At 60.8% G+C, this 18,099-nt stretch carries 14 protein-coding genes; 11 read left to right on the forward strand and 3 right to left on the reverse strand.

What is annotated here, in order from left to right:
* Positions 1-53: 53 nt before the first annotated feature.
* The 5 genes from BLW36_RS16105 (at position 54) to pstS (ending at position 6,086) form a co-directional block, all read left to right on the forward strand.
* Positions 54-1,391 carry a DnaT-like ssDNA-binding domain-containing protein gene (locus tag BLW36_RS16105; RefSeq protein ID WP_091391068.1) on the forward strand — a complete coding sequence of 446 codons (1,338 nt, stop codon included), beginning with the start codon at positions 54-56 and terminating at the stop codon, positions 1,389-1,391.
* Positions 1,291-1,968, forward strand: a complete 678-nt coding sequence (locus BLW36_RS16110; RefSeq protein ID WP_170833251.1) for a replication protein P — start codon at positions 1,291-1,293, stop codon at positions 1,966-1,968. The genes BLW36_RS16105 and BLW36_RS16110 overlap by 101 nt, the downstream gene beginning before the upstream one ends.
* A gap of 102 nt (positions 1,969-2,070) precedes the next feature.
* On the forward strand, positions 2,071-2,781 hold the full coding sequence (locus tag BLW36_RS16115; RefSeq protein WP_091391071.1) for an outer membrane beta-barrel protein: 711 nt from the start codon (positions 2,071-2,073) through the stop codon (positions 2,779-2,781).
* Between the two features lie 158 nt (positions 2,782-2,939).
* Positions 2,940-4,868 (forward strand): PhoX family protein, encoded by a 1,929-nt coding sequence (locus BLW36_RS16120; RefSeq protein WP_091391073.1) that lies wholly within the window; start codon positions 2,940-2,942, stop codon positions 4,866-4,868.
* Positions 4,869-5,012: 144 nt separating this feature from the next.
* A complete protein-coding gene (gene pstS / locus BLW36_RS16125) occupies positions 5,013-6,086 on the forward strand; it encodes a phosphate ABC transporter substrate-binding protein PstS (RefSeq protein ID WP_091391075.1) in 1,074 nt (357 codons plus the stop codon).
* Here the strand turns inward: pstS and BLW36_RS16130 are convergent.
* Positions 6,076-7,962, reverse strand: coding sequence for a sensor domain-containing diguanylate cyclase (locus BLW36_RS16130; protein ID WP_244506301.1), 1,887 nt, complete (start codon positions 7,960-7,962; stop codon positions 6,076-6,078). The two genes, pstS and BLW36_RS16130, sit on opposite strands and share 11 nt — an antisense overlap.
* Before the next feature lie 186 nt (positions 7,963-8,148).
* Between BLW36_RS16130 and BLW36_RS16135 the strand changes: the two genes are divergently transcribed.
* From BLW36_RS16135 to BLW36_RS16145, 3 genes are all read left to right on the forward strand, one after another.
* The gene (locus BLW36_RS16135) at positions 8,149-8,994 is read left to right on the forward strand and encodes a lipase family protein (RefSeq protein WP_091391077.1); all 846 of its coding nucleotides are present in this window, start codon (positions 8,149-8,151) and stop codon (positions 8,992-8,994) included.
* A gap of 99 nt (positions 8,995-9,093) precedes the next feature.
* A complete protein-coding gene (locus BLW36_RS16140; RefSeq protein ID WP_211567237.1) occupies positions 9,094-11,145 on the forward strand; it encodes a c-type cytochrome in 2,052 nt (683 codons plus the stop codon).
* Positions 11,142-12,407, forward strand: coding sequence for a catalase family protein (locus BLW36_RS16145; protein WP_091391079.1), 1,266 nt, complete (start codon positions 11,142-11,144; stop codon positions 12,405-12,407). Before BLW36_RS16140 ends, BLW36_RS16145 begins: the two co-directional genes overlap by 4 nt.
* Positions 12,408-12,592: 185 nt before the next feature.
* Here the strand turns inward: BLW36_RS16145 and BLW36_RS16150 are convergent, their stop codons facing one another.
* A complete protein-coding gene (locus tag BLW36_RS16150) occupies positions 12,593-13,201 on the reverse strand; it encodes a MarC family protein (protein ID WP_091391081.1) in 609 nt (202 codons plus the stop codon).
* A 113-nt stretch (positions 13,202-13,314) separates the two neighbouring features.
* Between BLW36_RS16150 and aceK the strand changes: the two genes are divergently transcribed.
* Positions 13,315-15,069, forward strand: coding sequence for a bifunctional isocitrate dehydrogenase kinase/phosphatase (gene aceK / locus BLW36_RS16155; RefSeq protein WP_091391086.1), 1,755 nt, complete (start codon positions 13,315-13,317; stop codon positions 15,067-15,069).
* 45 nt (positions 15,070-15,114) lie between these two features.
* Positions 15,115-15,606: a hypothetical protein gene (locus BLW36_RS16160; protein ID WP_091391089.1), complete on the forward strand. Its 492-nt coding sequence runs from the start codon at positions 15,115-15,117 to the stop codon at positions 15,604-15,606.
* A 10-nt stretch (positions 15,607-15,616) separates the two neighbouring features.
* Here BLW36_RS16160 and ppk1 read toward each other — a convergent pair whose 3' ends face one another.
* Entirely contained in the window at positions 15,617-17,671 is a 2,055-nt protein-coding gene (gene ppk1, locus BLW36_RS16165) for a polyphosphate kinase 1 (protein ID WP_091391091.1), read from the reverse strand.
* Between the two features lie 120 nt (positions 17,672-17,791).
* On the opposite strand from ppk1, the gene BLW36_RS16170 reads away from it, so the two are divergent.
* Positions 17,792-18,099, forward strand: a 308-nt coding sequence (locus BLW36_RS16170; RefSeq protein WP_483127760.1) for a Ppx/GppA phosphatase family protein, incomplete at its 3' end; no start/stop codon positions are given.

Consider the following 18,099-nt stretch of genomic DNA (forward strand, 5'->3'; position numbering starts at 1 on the left):
ACAACCAGTCCTGCCCCTGCGCAAAGGGCGGGGCGGAGTGATAGAATCGCGCCATGAAACACCCTCTGCTCCCGGAAAGACCCCTTAGCATCTCCCCCACTCTGGCCGCCACCCTCGGCCTGGAGGAGGCGGTATTGCTGACCGCGCTCGGCGACCTGCTGCCGTTCCTGTCGGTGGAGTCGCACCCGGGGCGCGACTGGTACACGGCCGACGGCGAGCAGCTGCACCAGCTGCTGCCCTTCTGGCAGCCGGCGGATATCCAGCGGGTGGCCACCAGCCTGCGCAACCAGGGCGCCCTGTTGCTGGGTTCGGCGCCTTACGGCAGCAGCGAACTGTTGAAGTTTGCCCTGCCCGGCGAGCACACCCGCCCGGCGCCGGCGGCCCCACAACAGCCGGCCCCGCAGGCGCCGGCAGCGCACAGCGCCAACACCATCGGCCCCGGCTGGCAGCCGGATGCGGAGACCATGGCGCGCATTGCCCAGCTCGGCGTACCCGAGCACTTCGTGCGCGAGCAGTTGCCGGAGTTCGTCACCTACTGGCGCGAGCGCGGCGAGCCGCGTCACTCGTTCGGCTCCCTGTTCCTGAAGCAGGTCAAGAGCAAGTGGGAGGCGTTCCGCGCCACCGCGCAGCGCAAGCAGCCGCTGCCGCAGGACTGGCGCCCGAGTGAGGAGACGCTGCGCAAGCTGTCCGATGAGGGCGTGCCCAGCACTTTCGTGCGCCGCGGTCTGCAGCGCTTTGTCGATTACCACCGATCCAGCGGCAAGCAGTCCATCTCCTGGGACCTGGAGTTCAACGACTGGGTGATGGAAGACTGGGAAAAACAGGATGCGCCCTTTATCGAGAAGCGCAAGCCCACCGCCATGACCCGCGACTGGCAGCCCAGCGAGCACACCTGGGAGCAGCTTAGGCGCCTGGCGATCAACCCGAACTTCGCCGCCGAGGTGCTGCCGGAATTCATCTACAAATGGCTCGAGCGCGGCGGCCACAGCGCCCGCTGGGGTGAGCTGTTTATCGAGTACGCGCGCGAGGAGTGGGCCTACTACTGCCAGGGTATCGAGAAGAACCCGGTGGCCAAGCCCATCTCGCGCCACTGGCAGCCAGGTGGCGACTGCTTGAGCCACCTGGTCAACCAGTGTGAAATAGATCGCGACTTCGCGCTCTCGCTGGTGCCAGAATTCATCATTTACTGGCGCGGCCAGAACGCCGCGCGCAAAAGCTGGGACGCCGTCTTCGTGCGTCACGCACGCCACCAGTGGGCGGAGCGCAACAAGCTGGCAATAGGACATTCAAATGGCAAGCCGCAACACACCAACAACGACAACCAGCGCAGCGATAACCAAAGAACAAGGGACCGCTCGGTCCTCGACATCGTCACGGACACAGACTGGTAGCGGAGAGTCGCACGACGCGCTGCATGAAAAGAAGCGCGCGCTGAACGAGGTCTTCGGCCTGCTCAAACTCAGCTACCACAACCAGTTCAACTCGGCCTTCCCGGATACCGAGACACTGAACCACGCCAAGCGTCTGTGGCTCGAGTCACTGAGTGCATTCTCTGCCGCAGAAATCGTCGCCGGTGCCAAGCGCGCCATCCGCCAGAGCGAGTACCTGCCCACGGTGCACAAGATGCTGCAGCTTTGCGCTGCCGGCGACAGCGGCCTGCCGGATGCGCGCGCCGCCTACCGCGAAGCCTGCAACGCGCCCAGCCCCAAGGCCAACCACAACTGGAGCCATCCGGCGGTTTATCACGCCGGGCGTGAATCCAACTGGTTCTTCCTGGCGAATAACTCAGAGTCGGTGGCCTATCCGGTCTTCGCCGAGCACTACCGCAAGATCTGCGCGCGGGTACTGGAAGGCGAGAAGCTGCCGGCGCCGGAACAGCTGCGACTGGAAGACAATCCCGGCAAGCCGCTGTCGAAGGAAGAAAATGCGCAGAAGATGGCGGCGCTGCGGGCCGAACTCGACCTCTAGAAAATACCGGGAGCCGGTTTCCGGCTCCCGATGAATACAATCTGATTCCGTTGTTTTTAGGGACGTTAAAAAAACACTCACGACAACCCAGCAGGTAATGCCATGAATCGGCCACTCTTTCTGCTCGCGGTACCCCTCCTGACTCTCAGTGCCCAGACGCGGGCCGACTTCTATTCACACAAATACGGCGGTATCGGCTACAGCGATGTGCAACTGCAGGGTTTCTGCAGCGGTGCAACCGGGTTTGTGCAACGCTTCAACATATCGGGGCAGACGGCCACTTCCGGCGCATGCAACGACTCCGGCAACGGCTGGAAAATCTACGGTGGCTGGCACTGGACGCCGTACCTGGCGGTCGAGGCCAGTTACCAGCAGCTGACCACTAGCGAACTCGACTTCCGCATCGACGGCGACGGCGGCGACTACCTGACCTTCGCGGATGAAGTCGAAACCCGGCTGCTCAATACCTTCGCGGTTGGCCACTGGCCGGTTGCCGGGGGATTCAGCCTGTTCGGCAAGCTGGGCGGCGGCGTGTGGAATGCGGAACTTTCCGAGCGCCAGTCGGGCGAATTGTTCTTCCTTTATCAGGTCGGCCCGGATGCATTCGAGCCGCGGCTGACCGAAGTCAGCGGTCGTGCCGGGCGCAATGACAACGGCTTCCACTGGGGCTACGGTGCCGGCATCAGCTACAGCTATGGGAACGACTGGACGCTGCGGGCGGAGTGGGAAACATTCCGCGATATCAGCAACGACGAACTGCGCGGCGGCTTCGACGTCGAGGCCGCCACCGTCGGCTGGAGCATGCATTTCTGACCCGCCCCTAATTTTTCCCGCTCGCGGCCATCCCGCACGATCACCAGCCGTGAATATTGCGTTACGCTTTTTCTAAACTTGTCATAACTGCGACACAGGATATTCGGCAGCATAAGCGCTATCGGCCATAACAACCGGATTCTGCAGCTGGAGAAAACATGCATAACGATGTCAAGAATCCCACGCGCCGCCAACTGTTCAAAGCAATCGGCGCCGCAACGGCGGCCGGTGCTACGGCCGGCCTGCTGCCCGGTTGCGGCAAGAGTGCAAGACACACCCGCGAAAATCTGTCCTTTAGCGAAATTCCCCACACGCTGGACGCCCGGCACCACCTGCCAAAAGAATACAGCGCCAACGTGCTGTTGCGCTGGGGCGATCCGCTGGTGGCAAGCGCTGGGTCATTCAATCCGGCGACACTGACCGCCAGCGAGCAGGAAAAGCGCTTCGGCTACAACAACGACTTTATCGGCTATATGCCGCTGGATGACAAAGCGGGGCCCGGTGAGGGCGAACACCACTGCAGAAGCCGCAACAGCGCGCGCGGCCTGTTGTGCGTGAACCACGAATACACTCAACCGCACCTGATGTTCTCCGGCTATAACGACAAATACAGCGCCACCCGCGGCGTCAGTGCGGAGCATGTTGCGGTGGAACAGGCCGCCTGCGGTCACACCGTCGTGGAAATCGAACAGACCGCAGATGGCTGGCAACCGGTGCTGAGCAGTCCCTATAACCGCCGCATAAGCCTGAATACGCCGATGCACATCGTCGGGCCGGCCGCCGGTGACCGCCGCCTGCAGACCGCTGCCGATTCGAGCGGCACCCGCGTCTTCGGTACCGTCGGCAACTGCGCCGGCGGCAAGACGCCCTGGGGCACGGTACTCATCGCCGAAGAGGGATTCGGCGGCGCCTTCCAGGGCGACCCGGACAATATCGCCGACCCGGTGGAATCCCTGAATCACCACGCCTTCGGCATCGCCCCCGACAACCGCAACTGGGGCGATCACGATCGCCGTTTCGACATCGGCGTCGAGCCACACGAGCCCAACCGCTTCGGCTGGATGGTCGAATACGACCCCTACGATCCGGATTCGACACCGCGCAAACTGACCAGCCTCGGTCGCTTCGAACACGAGGGTTTCACCCTTGTCAGTAAGCCCGGCCAGCCAATCGTCGCCTATGGCGGCGACGACGACGAGCACCAGTTTGTCTACCGCTACGTCTCGAGCGACATATACAAGCCGGATGATTTTTCTCACAACCGCGACCTGTTGATCGACGGCACACTGTACGCCGCGCGGTTCGACGAAGGCGGCAGCGGCCGCTGGCTGCCGCTGTTATTCGGTCAGGGTCCACTGACCAGAGAGAATGGCTTCCGCAACCAGGCGGATGTGTTGATCGATGCGCGCCGCGCCGCGGCCCTGCTCGGCGCCACACCGATGGACCGTCCGGAGGACGTGGAAACCAACTCGGTCAACGACTGTACCTATGTGATGTTGACCAAGAACAAGAAGCGCGACTCCGACGAAATCGACGCCGCCAACCCGCGCGCGCGCAACGCTACCGGTCATGTCTTGGAAATAGTTCCGCCGGGCCAATACGGACGGCGCGACCACACCAGCGATACGTTCAAGTGGAACACATTCTTGCTGGGTGGCAATCCGAATGCGGAGAATCCGAACGAACGCGGCGCCTACGGCCAGCAGTTGCCGGGGGCCATCTCCGCCAACGGCTGGTTTGCCAACCCGGACAATGTCGCCTTCGACCCGCGCGGCAATATGTGGATTGCGACCGACGGCTGCGAGGGTTTCGGTTTCCACGACGGCCTCTGGGCCATGGCCACCGACGGTGAGCTGCGCGCCGCGCCCAAACATTTCTTCGGCTGCCCCCAGGGCGCCGAAGCCTGCGGCCCGGAGTTCACGCCGGACGGCAAGACGCTGTTTGTCGCGGTGCAGCACCCGGCGGACGGCGGCGGCTCGACCTTCGACAGGCCGCTGCATCGTTGGCCCGACAACGACCCGGCACTGCCACCGCGACCGGCGGTATTGGCGATCCGCCGCCGGAACGGTAACGAGATCGGCAGCTGAACGGCAAGGCTTTTGTCCAGGCAGCCATTTCGACCTATTTAACGGGCGGCATCCGCGGGCTGCTAGAATTTCAAACGGTAGTAATGCCAACCGATCCATCAACCGACTCGCCCCCGGTGTCGGCCCGTTTGTCGAGGAACACGCATGACGCTCAGGCGCACAATAGGCACCGGCTGTGTGCTGATCGCGGCACTGGTTATCACCATGGCTGTCTTTCCCACCGGCCATGCGTCCGATAGCGAGGTAAGACTGCGCGGCACTGGTGCGAGCTTCCCCTATCCGATCTACATAAAGTGGTTTCGGGACTTTTCCGCAAAGGAAAACAATATCTTTGTAAATTATGATATGACGAGTAGTGGCGCCGGTATTCGCGACTTTATTGGCGGTACTGTGGATTTCGCCGGATCCGATGCGGCCATGGATTACAGTGAAATAGTCCAGGTCGAGCGGGGTGTCGTATTACTGCCAGTGACCGCCGGTGAGGTTGCCATAATCTTCAACCTTCCAGGCGTAAATACACTGAAATTACCGCGCGATACCTACATAGATATTTTTCGCGGCGAAATTGCCAACTGGAATGACCCTCGGATTGCCGGCGCCAACCCGGACGTAGAATTGCCCGATTTGAACATCAGCGTAATCACCCGGTCGGATCCCTCGGGCACGACATTCATACTGACCGGCCATTTAGCCCGCGTCAGCAAGGAATTCAGTGAGACCATCGGACAGGGGAGAACGGCCGCCTGGCCCGCCACCGGCAACTTCAAGAAGGCACCGGGCAATGATGGCGTGGCGGCCAAGGTCAAGCACACGCCCGGCGCCATTGGCTATGTCGAATACGGCTTCGCCAAGCTGGTGGAGTTGCCAGTGGCACAGCTGCAGAATCACGCTGGCAATTTTGTCTCTCCGGGGCAGAAGGCGGGCTCTGCGGCTCTGGCCGAGATCGAGTTCCAGGACAGAAAGCTGCCTGGCAGCGACGCGCCGGATCTGGTTGCCTGGCCGTGGGATCCTGAAGCGCAGAATGCCTACCCGCTAACCAGCTTTTCCTGGTTGCTGCTCTACGCCGAACAGGAAGACAAGAAGGCGGCGGCGTTGCGACGGCTAGTGACCTATATGTTGAGCGACGAAGCACAGAGTCAGGCCGAGGATGTGGGTTACGTTCCGCTACCGGAAGAAGTCAGGGCCAAAGTCCGCAAGGCCATTGCTTTTATTCGCTAGCCTCGGCTTCGGCGACCTGCTCGGCCTCACTGAATTCGACGATCCGATCGCGTCCCTGCCGCTTGGCCTGGTACAGGGCGCAATCAGCCATATGCAACAGTTCATCGATATCTGCCTGCTGCTGAAAGTGGGCAATGCCGATGCTGGCGGTAAAGCGCAACGGTTCGCCGGCCGTGTCCAGCTCGATGCTGGCGATTTCCCGCCGTAGCCGCTGGGCGGTATCCAGCGCGCCCTGACGCTTCTCGCTCAACAACAGCGCAAACTCCTCGCCGCCGATACGGCCGAACACGTCGATATCGCGGATGTGCGTCGCAATCGCGCGGCTGAATGCGCGCAGGGCGAGGTCGCCCGTCGCATGACCGTGCTCGTCATTGATGGACTTGAAGTGATCGATATCCAGCATCAGCAGGCTCAGCGGGAAGTGCTTGCGCTGCGCCAGCTTGAGCAGATGCTCGCCCTCGGCAAAAAAACTGCGCCGGTTAAAGATGCCGGTCAGCGGATCGGTGCGCGCCTCCTGCTCGGCCCGCTCCTTGGCGTCCTTCAGTTCGCGGGTGCGCAGCTGTACCTGTTGTTCCAGCTGCGCCTTGGAGACCTCCAGCTGTTCCGTGTATTTTTTCTCGGCCTGCTCCTTGAGACTGCGCAGCCGCCGCACCATCAGGCCGATGGCGGCCATGATCGTCAGCATCTCGAAAAATGATGCCACCGGCGGCCAGTAGTAGTTAATGAAGTTGTGCTCGACATAACCCAGGTCGCGCATCGCCTGCACCACCAGCCCGAATACCAGCAGGCCCCACGCCAACGCAAATACCACCGCCTCCTTGTAACCCTGGCGCCAGCGCACGAAGGCGACAATGACAATCAGTGGATACAGCAGCAGCGCGATGGTAATCGAGATTACCGACAGCGCAGTCAGCTTCAGCAGCGCACAGACCAGCAGGAAGACCGCATTGGCCAGCATGAATCTCAGCAGGTAGTCGAGCCGGGGCGTATAGCTACGGGTCTGCAGGAACCTGCGCGAGAACACCAGTCCGCACAGGATGGTGACGGCGCCGGCGAACGACATATAGCTCCAGTGGAAATGCTCCGTGATCAGGTACTGGTGCGTGTAGCCGAGTATCGTGCACCAGACCGCGATCTTCGATGCCGAATAAATTGAATAGATATAAAAGATGCTGCCCCGGCTGGTGATGCCGCCGATCAGGGCAAAAATCGACATCAGGAAGTAGCCGCCGAACAGGAAAGCCATGACGCCGGCCTCCAGCTTGCTGGCCGCCTGCAGAGACTTCGGATCCCAGATACGCATGCTCGGAAACACGACGCCCAGCTCATCGGAGCTGAACTTGACCAGCAGCTCGTTCGTCGCGCCGGGCGGCAGCATCAGCTCAAACACGAAACGGTTGTGGGATACCTCCCTCGCGCTGAACGGATCCGACAGCGACATGCCGCCGATACGACGAAAATCTGCACCGTCCGCCAACCGCCGCGCGAAGGCCTCCAGGCCGATCAGCTGGTGGTCGACATATTCGATATGCAGCGTCAGGGGGCTGTCGGTAGTGTTTTTCAGCGCGAAGCGCGACCAGAAGGCACCGGGTTGCAGCCCGGTCGAACCGGCGCTGTCGAGTGGCTGGAATTTCCCGCGCAGGTAAGCCTCTCGCGCCGCCCCGAGATCACTGGTGCCGTCTACGTCATGCCATATCTCGGCAAGCCCGGTTAATTTTCGACCGTCTTCGTGAGCGCCGACCTCGATCGGCAGCTGCGCGAGCACGCTCAGCGGCAACAGGAAAATGACGGCGGCCAGGTATTTAATTAATATCTGGCCTCGGAAAATGTCCCGGATGCCCCGGTAACGGGGGCCGCTGGATGGATTTTTATTCATTTTACTTGTGGTAAGGCGGCAAATCGCCGTCTTTATAATGTCTCGATATATCGCTGTAAATAAAAGAGAGACGGCGGAACCGGCATAACCCTCACGCCGGTGCTATCCGGACACTGCATATCCTGCAGAGAAAAAGTGCCGCAACAGCAGATATCAGGCGGTACCCGCAGCGCGCACAGGGATGGTATGGACGCTGCTCGCAAGGCTGAGATCGCCGCGAGCACCAATTTTAAGGAGGAAGAGGTGCAGACGATTGATTTCAGCCAGGTCAATTGGTACGCGATGCGTGCGGCCGCCGCCTATCAGGCGGAGGCGGGCATTCGCCAGACCTTCCCGGCTACCACGCTGGTAACCACCACCAGCAACGACGTTCAGTTTTTTCTCGAGTGCGACACCGCCAACCGGCGGCAGATCATCAGCATTCGCGGCACCGCCAATCTCGGCAATGCGCGCGAAGATGCCGATTACGTACAATCAAGGAACACCAGACTCGGTATCTACCTGCACAGCGGCTTCGATGAGGATGCGATGCAGGTGTTCGACGCCCTGCTCCCGAGCCTGGACAAGTCACAACAGATCATTCTGACCGGCCACTCCCTCGGCGCGGCCATCTCCACCATTCTGATGATGTACCTGCACGAAGAAGGCTTCGAGCTGGGCCCGTCGATCAACTTCGGCCAGCCCAAGGTCACCAATGGCAGGGGGGTCAAAAAATACAGTGCGCTGCCGCTGCTGCGGGTGGTCGACGAAAACGATCTCGTGCCGCTGGTGCCACCCAATGACCTGATCGACGAGATCCACGGTGGTTACCAGCACCTGGGACCGGAACTGATGCTGCTGGAGGGCGAGTACTACGTCTATCAGGACGCGCATACCGCACAGCACTCCGCCATCAGCGCCTTCTGGAGAAACCTGGGACATATGAGCATCAGCGCCCACTACATGCAGCACTACCTGCACAACATCAATTCAAAGCTCGCCCAGGCGGTACAGGTTTCCTATGGCGAGCGCGCAGAACATATCGATTGCTAACTTTGACCTTGGGGGGACTCTGCTATGCGTTTCGCATACAGAATACTGGCACGGCTAAAAAGCACGGCCCAAAAAATAATAACGCTGGGCAAAAGACTATTGCTGAACCTCTGGCACTGGATCAGAGGGCTGCTCCGCGCCGCAGCCAGTCTGTGGCGGGCGCTGGGCCCGCGCTGGTTCAGGACGGGCGTCGCTGTCGTTGCAGTGGTGCTGGCCGGCTATACCGCGCTGGCCAACTACCTGGAGCCGAACCTCACTCGGGAAACCGTGTATCGCGTGCACTACCTGAATGAGGGCTGGAGCGATCAGCAGCGTCAGAGTTACTACTATACGCCCCAGGGCACCGAACTGCTCGGCATGGACTACGACTGGTTCGTAAACCTGGAACTGCCCCTGTCCCATGAATTACTGGCCAGCGAGAGCAATATGCGCGGCTGGGGCTTTGTCGTCGATCCGAACCAGCGCCCCAGCAAACTGAACCCGGGCAACCTGCCGGTTGGCCTGACCCGCCATATCGACCCGCACAGCGGCCGCGAACGCCTGGATATCGGTTGCGCCACCTGCCATACCGGCGAGCTGCACTACCAGGGCACCGCGCTGCGCGTCGACGGCGGCCAGGCGCTGCAGAGTATCCCCACCGCCAAACGTGGCGAGTTCATCACCACCCTCGGCGCCGCAGTGGCCGAAACCCTGTTCAACCCGGCGAAGTGGGACCGCTTCGCGACACGTCTCGTCGGGGACGACGAGGACAGGCGTCGCGAACTGCGGGCGCAGTTCTGGCAGTTTGCCGGCAACATGATGAAGTTCTCCACCACCGCCGGCGCCGCCAAATACTATCCGGTGGAAGAGGGCCGCGGCCGTACCGATGCCATCGGCCGTATCGGCAATGTGGTGTTCGGTTTCGATTTGCAGGAGCCCGGCAACTACAAGGTGGCCGATGCCCCCGCCAGCTATCCGTTCCTGTGGGATATCTGGCGCTTCGACTGGGTGCAGTACACCGGTTTCACCAACCAGCCGATGACCCGCAATGTCGGCGAGAGCCTCGGCGTAATGGCACCGATCAAGTTGGTGGATGCGGACGGCAACTTGCTGAGCGGCAGTGAATTCGGTGAGACAGTGGTGGACATCGACGGCATGCACTGCGTCGAGGGGCTGCTGCGCTCTCTGAAGCCGCCGAAGTGGCCGGAGCATATTCTGGGGGACATCGATATCGCCCGCGCCCGCGCCGGCAAGGCCCTGTTCGCGGATCAATGCGCCTTCTGCCACGGCCCGCATATCGCCGAGCCCTATGACTGGCAGGTGGCCGACGGCCCGGATGCGGAGTTGCCGGGCCAGATCGCGGTGAACTGGCAGTGGGATATGGCCGGCGAAGTCAGCCGCCGCGACGGTCTCGCCTACCGCGCCGACTGGCGCGAGACGATGTGGTCGCTGCCGTGGATCGCCACCGATGTGATCGGCACCGACCCCAAGCTCGCCGATAACTTTATCGACAATCGCTACGACATCAGCAAGCTGATTCCGGACGGGGAGCCGGTCAATGCCGGCTACGGCCTGCAACTGCTGCTGAACAACCTAGTGCCCAAGCTCTACCAGCAGTGGGATATCGACGGCGCCCAGCGGGTGGCCGACTTTGACGGATTGAATGTGCCGTTTCGCATCGAGAACAAGCGCGCCTACAAATCCCGGCCGCTGCACGGTGTCTGGGCCACGCCGCCGTTCCTGCACAATGGCTCGGTGCCGACGATTTACGACCTGCTGTCACCGCTGCGCGCGCGCCCACAGACTTTCTACGTGGGCAATCGCGAATACGATCCGCAGAAGCTCGGTTATGTCATCGGCCCTGCACCCGGCAGCTTTCTGATGGATACCACCATCGACGGCAACCGCAACGGCGGCCACCTGTTTACCGACGTCGACATGCCCGGCCGCATCGGCCGGCTGCTCAGTGAACGCGAACGCTTCGCCATCATCGAGTACCTGAAGGTGATGGGCAATCCCGACTTCGACGCCGCCCTCGGCGGAGACCCGCTGAACTGGGACAACTACAGCCAGGCGCCGGTCGGCGACTCGACGCAGCAGGCCTGCATCAACTCCCACCGCAGCATCGGTATCGGCGGCGACCATATGCTGGCACAGGAGAGCGCACAATGATCCGACAATTACTCACCACTTCCCTGCGTCCCCTCGTCGCCGGCCTGTGCCTGTGCACGGCGCCGGTGCTGGCCAACAGCCCGGGCGAATTGAGCGAGTTTGAGCAGATTGCGCTGGATATGGAGTTGTCACCACAGGAAATGGAGGCCATCCACCGCGCCATGGAATTAGGCCGCGAGATTTCCCGCAAGGCGGAAAAGATCAACGGCCTGCCCTACCGGCGCGACGCCCACGCCAAGGCCACCGGCTGCCTGCGCGCGACCTTTTCGGTAAACGGCGATATTCCCGCGCATTTCCAGCACAGTGTCTTTGCGCAGCCGGGGCACGAATACCAATCCTGGATCCGTTTCTCCAACGGCGACATGGTCGTACAGCCGGACAACAAGGGCGATGCCCGGGGCATGGCGATCAAGCTGATCGGTGTCGACGGCCAGAAAATCGCACCCGAGTTCGACGGCCCCAATACCCACGACTTCATCATGACCAACACACCGGCGTTCTTTAACCGGAATATTTTCGACTACGTCGACAACATGAGCCATCTGGCGAAACTGGAACGCACCAGCTGGTTCATCAGCCTGTGGCCACCGCGCTTCCGCCCCAAGCTGTTCTATCGCGCCGTGCAGACGGTGTCTTCCGAGATCGACACGCCGCTGCAGCCGCAGTATTTCTCGATGCTGCCGTACCAGCTCGGCGACACCCCGCTGAAGTTCTCCGCGCGTCCCTGCCCGGGGATGACATTCGATCTGGATATCGACCAAAACGATAAAGACTACCTGACAGAAGCCATGACCCAGCAGCTCGCCGCCGGCGGTGCCTGCTTCGATTTCATGCTGCAGGAGAAGGTGGCCGGCGCCGATATGCCGATCGACGATGCCTCGGTGATCTGGTCGGAGGAAGACTCGCCATTCATTCCGGTGGCGCGGATCAATATCCCGCCGCAGTCGTTTGCCGGTGAGGCCCAACAGGCGTTCTGCGAGAACCTGTCAATGAACCCCTGGCACGGCGTCGACGACTGGCGCCCGCTGGGCAGCCTGAACCGGGCCCGCCGCCTCGTATATCACGCGGTGTCGGAATTCCGCCATCAGCAGAACGAGGCCAGGGTGTTCGAGCCGGACAGCTGGTGCCTGGAGGGCGGTGAGGACTGCGATCTGTCCGCGGTATTCCACACCACCAAGCCCAAATGGCCGCTGCCGCGCTGCTTTGACCCACAGTACCGGCCGGCCGACGGCTCCGCACCGCCACCGCGCTGCTGGTATTAAGCGACTCTGGGTCTAGTAACAGCCGGTAGCCGCGATCACAATCTGCCGGTTGGCACTATTAGGTCCTGCTGCCGGTGGCCACCCGGCAAATATTTACCGATGAGGTTTTTTGCCGGGTGGCCGCCGGCAGCAGGGCCGATCGGAACCACTGATTCGATGGAAGTCTGATCACGACCACCGGTTTCCTACACGGAAAAGAACTGCTGAATGCCCAGCAGCACATTGGTGGTCGCCACCGAGGCCAGGATCAGCCCCATGACCCGGCTGACGATGCTGGCTCCGGCATTGCCGATCCAGCGGAAGATCCAGGTGGCGGTCAGCAGCAGCAGTAGCACTATCCCCAGCACCGCCAGCATCGCGGTGGCGGTGCGCGCCTGGTGGATCGGATCGAAGCGGTAGTTGTCGGTCAGCACCACCGCCGCCAGCATCGCACCGGGCGAGGCGATGGACGGTACCGCCAGCGGGAATATGGCCGTCTCGTGGCCCTCGTTGATGATTTCCACCTCCTGCCCCGGCTTGCCCTCGCCGAAGATCATCGTCAGCGCAAACAGGAACAGCACCACGCCCCCGGCCACCTGGAAGGCGGACAGTGGCACGCCGATGGTCTCCAGCAGGTACTGGCCGGCGAGCAGGAAGAACATCAGTATACCGGTGGCCACCAGTACCGCCAGTATGGCGATCTTGCGCTTCTGCCACTCAGCGTGACGCGCGGTAACGGCGATAAACACCGGCAGGGTGCCGACCGGATCTATCACCGCAAAGAAAAAGACAAAGCTGCTGATCCAATCGTTCAAGGGGTGCTCCGGCGCGCCGTGCTACTATCGGCTTAGCCCCTTTGACAGCGTGGCCGACGGTCACTCGTTCGGAGGGCTAACCTGCAATCGATTTTCCAGAATCAAAGTCTAGTATGACAAACCATTCTCCGACCGCGCGCCGCATCGCCAAGACCATCCTCAATGGCTTCGATGCCTATTTCGCCGACTACCAGAACATCACGCTCGGCGCCAAGGCGCGCTTCGAGACCGCCTCGTGGCAGGCGGTGCACCAGGCCAACAAGGAGCGTATCGACCTCTACAAGACCAAGGTCAACCAGGTGCTGAAACTGGTCCATTCGGTCACCAGCAAGGACACCAGCATGATGGAGCTGTGGCGCGAGGCACGCGCCACCTACGCCCAGCTGGTCGCCAATCACAGCAACTACGAGATTGCCGAGACGTTCTTCAACTCGGTGTTTTGCAGCCAGTTCCAGCACGCACACATTCACGACAGCAACCTGTTCGTCAAACCGTCGCGCACCCCGGACGACAAGCCGCTCCGGGACTACAGCATCTATATCAGCTACAGCGCCCGCGACGGACTCGAATACATGATTGAGGACATCCTCAACGACTACGGCTTCTCGGTGCCGTGGGAAAACCAGCAGCGGGATATCGAAAACATCTGCGCGGCCCTGCGCGCCTCGCCGCTGGCCGGCCTGGAGAATGAAAAGAACCTGCGCGTCGATATGCTGGAGTCGGTGTTCTACCGCAATAAGGCCGCCTACCTGGTGGGGCGCATGATGTTTGGCGGCGAGGTGATCCCGCTGATCCTGCCGTGCCTGAACAACGGCCGCGGCGGCATCTTCGTGGACACGGTGCTCTACAGCAACGATTCCGCCAGCATCATTTTCAGTTTCACCCGCTCCTATTTCATGGTGGATGCGCCGATTCCGTCGCGGTTCGTGCGCTTCCTGTCCACCATCATGCCGCTGAAGGAACGATCGGAACTGTACAACTCCATCGGCTTCCACAAGCACGGCAAGACCGAGTTCTACCGGCATATCCTCGCCCATATGAAGGTGAGCAATGACAAGTTCATCATCGCCCCGGGGATCAAGGGCATGGTCATGAGCGTATTCACGCTGCCGTCCTACCCGGTGGTGTTCAAGGTCATCAAGGACAAGTTCGACCGGCCGAAGACGGTGACCGAGGAAATAGTCCGCGAGAAATACAAGTTCGTTTCCCGCTCCGACCGCGTCGGGCGCATGGCGGACACCCAGGAATACACCAAATTCATTTTTTACCGCAACCGCTTCAGTGACGAGCTGCTGCAGGAACTGCAGGAGCTGGCACCGTCCAAGCTGGAGATCGACGACAAGTGGGTGATCATCAAGCACCTGTACGTGGAGCGACGCATGGAACCGCTGAACCTCTATCTGCAGAGCGCCAACGAAGAGGAAGTGCGCGAGGCGATGGAGGAATACGGCAATGCGATCAAGCAGCTGGCCGCCGCCAATATCTTCCCCGGCGATATGCTGCTGAAGAACTTCGGCGTGACCCGCCACGGCCGCGTGGTCTTCTACGACTACGACGAGCTGTGCCCGCTGACCGACTGCAACTTCCGCAAGATTCCCGAGCCGCAGACAGCGGAGCAGGAGCTGGCAGACAAACCCTGGTACACGGTGGACGAAGCGGATGTGTTCCCGGAGGAGTTCCGCCTGTTTTTCTCCGGCAACCCGATTGCGCGCCAGGCGTTCGAGGACCAGCACAGCGACCTGTACGACTACCGCTACTGGCAGCACCTGCAGGAGCGTATCCGCGCCGGCCACGTCGAGAGCGCCTTCCCGTACCGGCGCAAGTGGCGCTTCAAGCGTCGCTCCTCTGGCGCATCAAATAACCAATAAGCGGCTATAGTGGATAGAGGGGTCCATTAGCGCGAGGTGTGGATAGTGCGTTTTTTCGGCTTGGCGGCGACCATCAGTGCCTGCGCGCTGGTCGTGACCAGTGGCTGCGGCTACCTGCCCAGCGAGATGTCGGCGGGCAAGAAATCCACCGCCCACGCCCGCATCAAGGCCAAGCAACACACCGTCAGCTGCTCCACGCCGGCACGGGGCTTTCGCCGAGTGAAGTTTGACGACCTCTACACTTTCACCGACAACTCGGAACACCCCTTCCAGGAGGCCGCCAATACCCCGGCGCAGTACGACGTCGATGCTTATGTCTGGGGCTCCGACAACTGCATGAGAAGGGGCAAGTGCACCGGTGGCGACCACTACTGGCTGATCGGCCGCGGCCCCGGCAACGACTTCAGCACCTGGGTGGTCACGCCGCAGTTTCCGCGCATCACCATCCAGTCCAATTGCCCGAACCAGCTCAAGGTTGGCCGGAGGTACCGCTTTTCCTTCAGTCGCGGCAGTCTGGTCGGCATCAGCAGGCGCTAGGGAACCTCCTTCATCCCGAGCCACTACCCCGCCGCTTTAGATAGCGGTAGATCGCATCCTGCGCGCGGCAGCCCTTGTCGGTATTTTGGGCGATACGCGTATTACTCTGCTCGGCATCCAACACCCGCGCCTTCTCGTTATCGCTCCACTGCAGTTCCATGATTTTCTTCACCATCCGCCTGTGTTCGGCATTGGTGATCGGGAAAGTCACTTCGACACGGTGGTCGAGATTGCGCGTCATCAGGTCCGCAGAAGACATCCATACCTGCTCGTCGCCACCGTTGTGGAAAATATACACACGGGCGTGCTCGAGGAACTTGTCCACCAGGCTGATCACGCGAATGTTTTCGGACAGGCCGGGGGTCTCGCACAGCAGCGAACACATACTGCGGACGATGATCCGCACCTGCACGCCCGCGGCACTGGCGCGGTACAGACGCTCCACCACTTCGCTGTCCACCAGGTTATTGCACTTGAAAAACAGCTCGGCTCTTTTTCCGGTCTCGGCCGCGGCAATCTCGCGATCGATGGCATTGAGCAGCGCCGGGCGATTGGTATAGGGAGATACCGCGATATGCTGGTATTCGGGACGCAGGTGGGTGTACTGGATAAATTCGAACACATTGTAGACGTCCCGCCCCAATTCCTGGTCACTGGTGAGCAGACTGAAGTCACAATACACGCGCGCGGTGCTCTCATTGAAGTTGCCGGTGCCCAGGTGACTGTAGAAGCGATCCTCACCATCCTCTTTGCGCAGAATCGAAATCAGCTTGCAATGCACCTTCAATCCGGGCACGCCGTAAATGACATTGACACCCGCATCGCGCAGCTCATTGGACCAGTGAATATTGGCCAGCTCATCGAAGCGCGCCTGCAATTCCACTACCGCAATCACCTTCTTGTTGTTGCGCACCGCATTGATCAGTGCCGCAACCACGCGGGAGTTTTTTGCCACCCGGTAGAGATTGATGCGGATTTCCTTCACCTGCGGGTCCAGCGCAGCCGATATCAGCAGGTTAGTGATGCCGCGAAAGTCGTGATAGGGATAGTAATAGAGCTGGTCGCGCGTTCGCAGCAGGTTAAAGACGCTCTCATTTTCCGGCATCGTCGCCAGCGGATTCAGAGGCCGGTAACGGTGCCGGGCCGAGTCGGCCGGGAACCCCATAAAATCCTTGGAATTGTGATAGCGGCCGCCCGGCGTGAAGCTGTCGTAGCGCCCCATCTTCAGTTTTTTCTTCACCAGGCTCAGCAGCACTTCGGGCATCTGCGCATCGTAGGCCATGCGCACCGGCTCGGCCTGCTTGCGCTTCTTCAGTGACTTGGCCACGCGATCGACAATATTCTGGGTAATCTGCTCGCCCAGCTCCAGCTCCGCATCGCGACTGATCTTGAACATATAGGCCTGCGCCTTGTCGATCGGCAGCACATAACGGAACACCTCTACCAGGCAGGCGCGGATGATATTGTCGAGAACGATGTAGACCTTTTCCTGTTTGCCCTCGCGGGGCGGAATCACCACAAAGCGCGGCAGTGTTTCGGTTGGAATCTCCATCGCCGCGAAGCGCTCGGAACCGTCTTCCAGCTGCAGGTAGATCGCAAAGTAAATACTCGCTTCGTTCAGTAGCGGCATCGTATCGCGATCGTCGATAAAAAACGGCTCCAGTTCCGGCAGCACCTCGCGGTGGAAGTAGTCTTCGACGAAGGTGCGCTGACGATCGCTCAACTGGCTTTCATTAACCAGGTGAATATGCTGCTTGTCTAGATCCGCCAGCACCTTGGTATAGGCGGCGAAAGAGCGGCGCTGCAAGCGCAATACCTTCTCATTGATACTGGCCAGCAGCTCGGCGAAATGCTCCTTGCGCTTTGCTCCCTTGGCAAAAGTTGCCAGGCGCCGCACATCCGCGACGCGTACGCGAAAGAACTCGTCCAGGTTGTTGGAGAAGATTCCGAGAAAGCGTACCCGCTCGATAATGGGCACACTCTCATCCTCCACTTCCTGCAGCACACGTTCGTTAAATGAAAGCCAGCTTAGCTCTTTCGGATATACGGGCGTATTATTGGGCATGGACCGAATAGTTTAAGTCGTTCAGGAACATACAGATCGCCGCGCGATCCGAAATGGCCGAATTAAATAGTAGAGCAGTTTGCTACATTAAAATGACAGCTTTTTGACAGGGAAAATATAGTGCCAGACAGCGAACGCTACGCCGCCCTAGACCTGGGCTCGAACAGCTTCCATCTGTTACTGGCGGAGTTTCGCGACCAGCGCATGGTGCGCCTGCATACCGACCGCGCCATGGTGCGCCTGGCCGAGGGGCTGGATGCGGAGCGCAATCTCGACCCGACCATTGCCGAGCGGGCGCTGTCTGCCCTGCATCGCTTCCGGCCCGTCCTGACCAAGCTGCCCGCCGACCATATCCGTGTAGTGGGCACTAACACACTGCGTGCCGCCGCCAATGCCGATGGCTTTCTCGAGGCGGCCGAACGCATTCT

It is taken from the genome of Microbulbifer marinus, from assembly GCF_900107725.1.
Classification (GTDB): Bacteria; Pseudomonadota; Gammaproteobacteria; order Pseudomonadales; family Cellvibrionaceae; genus Microbulbifer; species Microbulbifer marinus.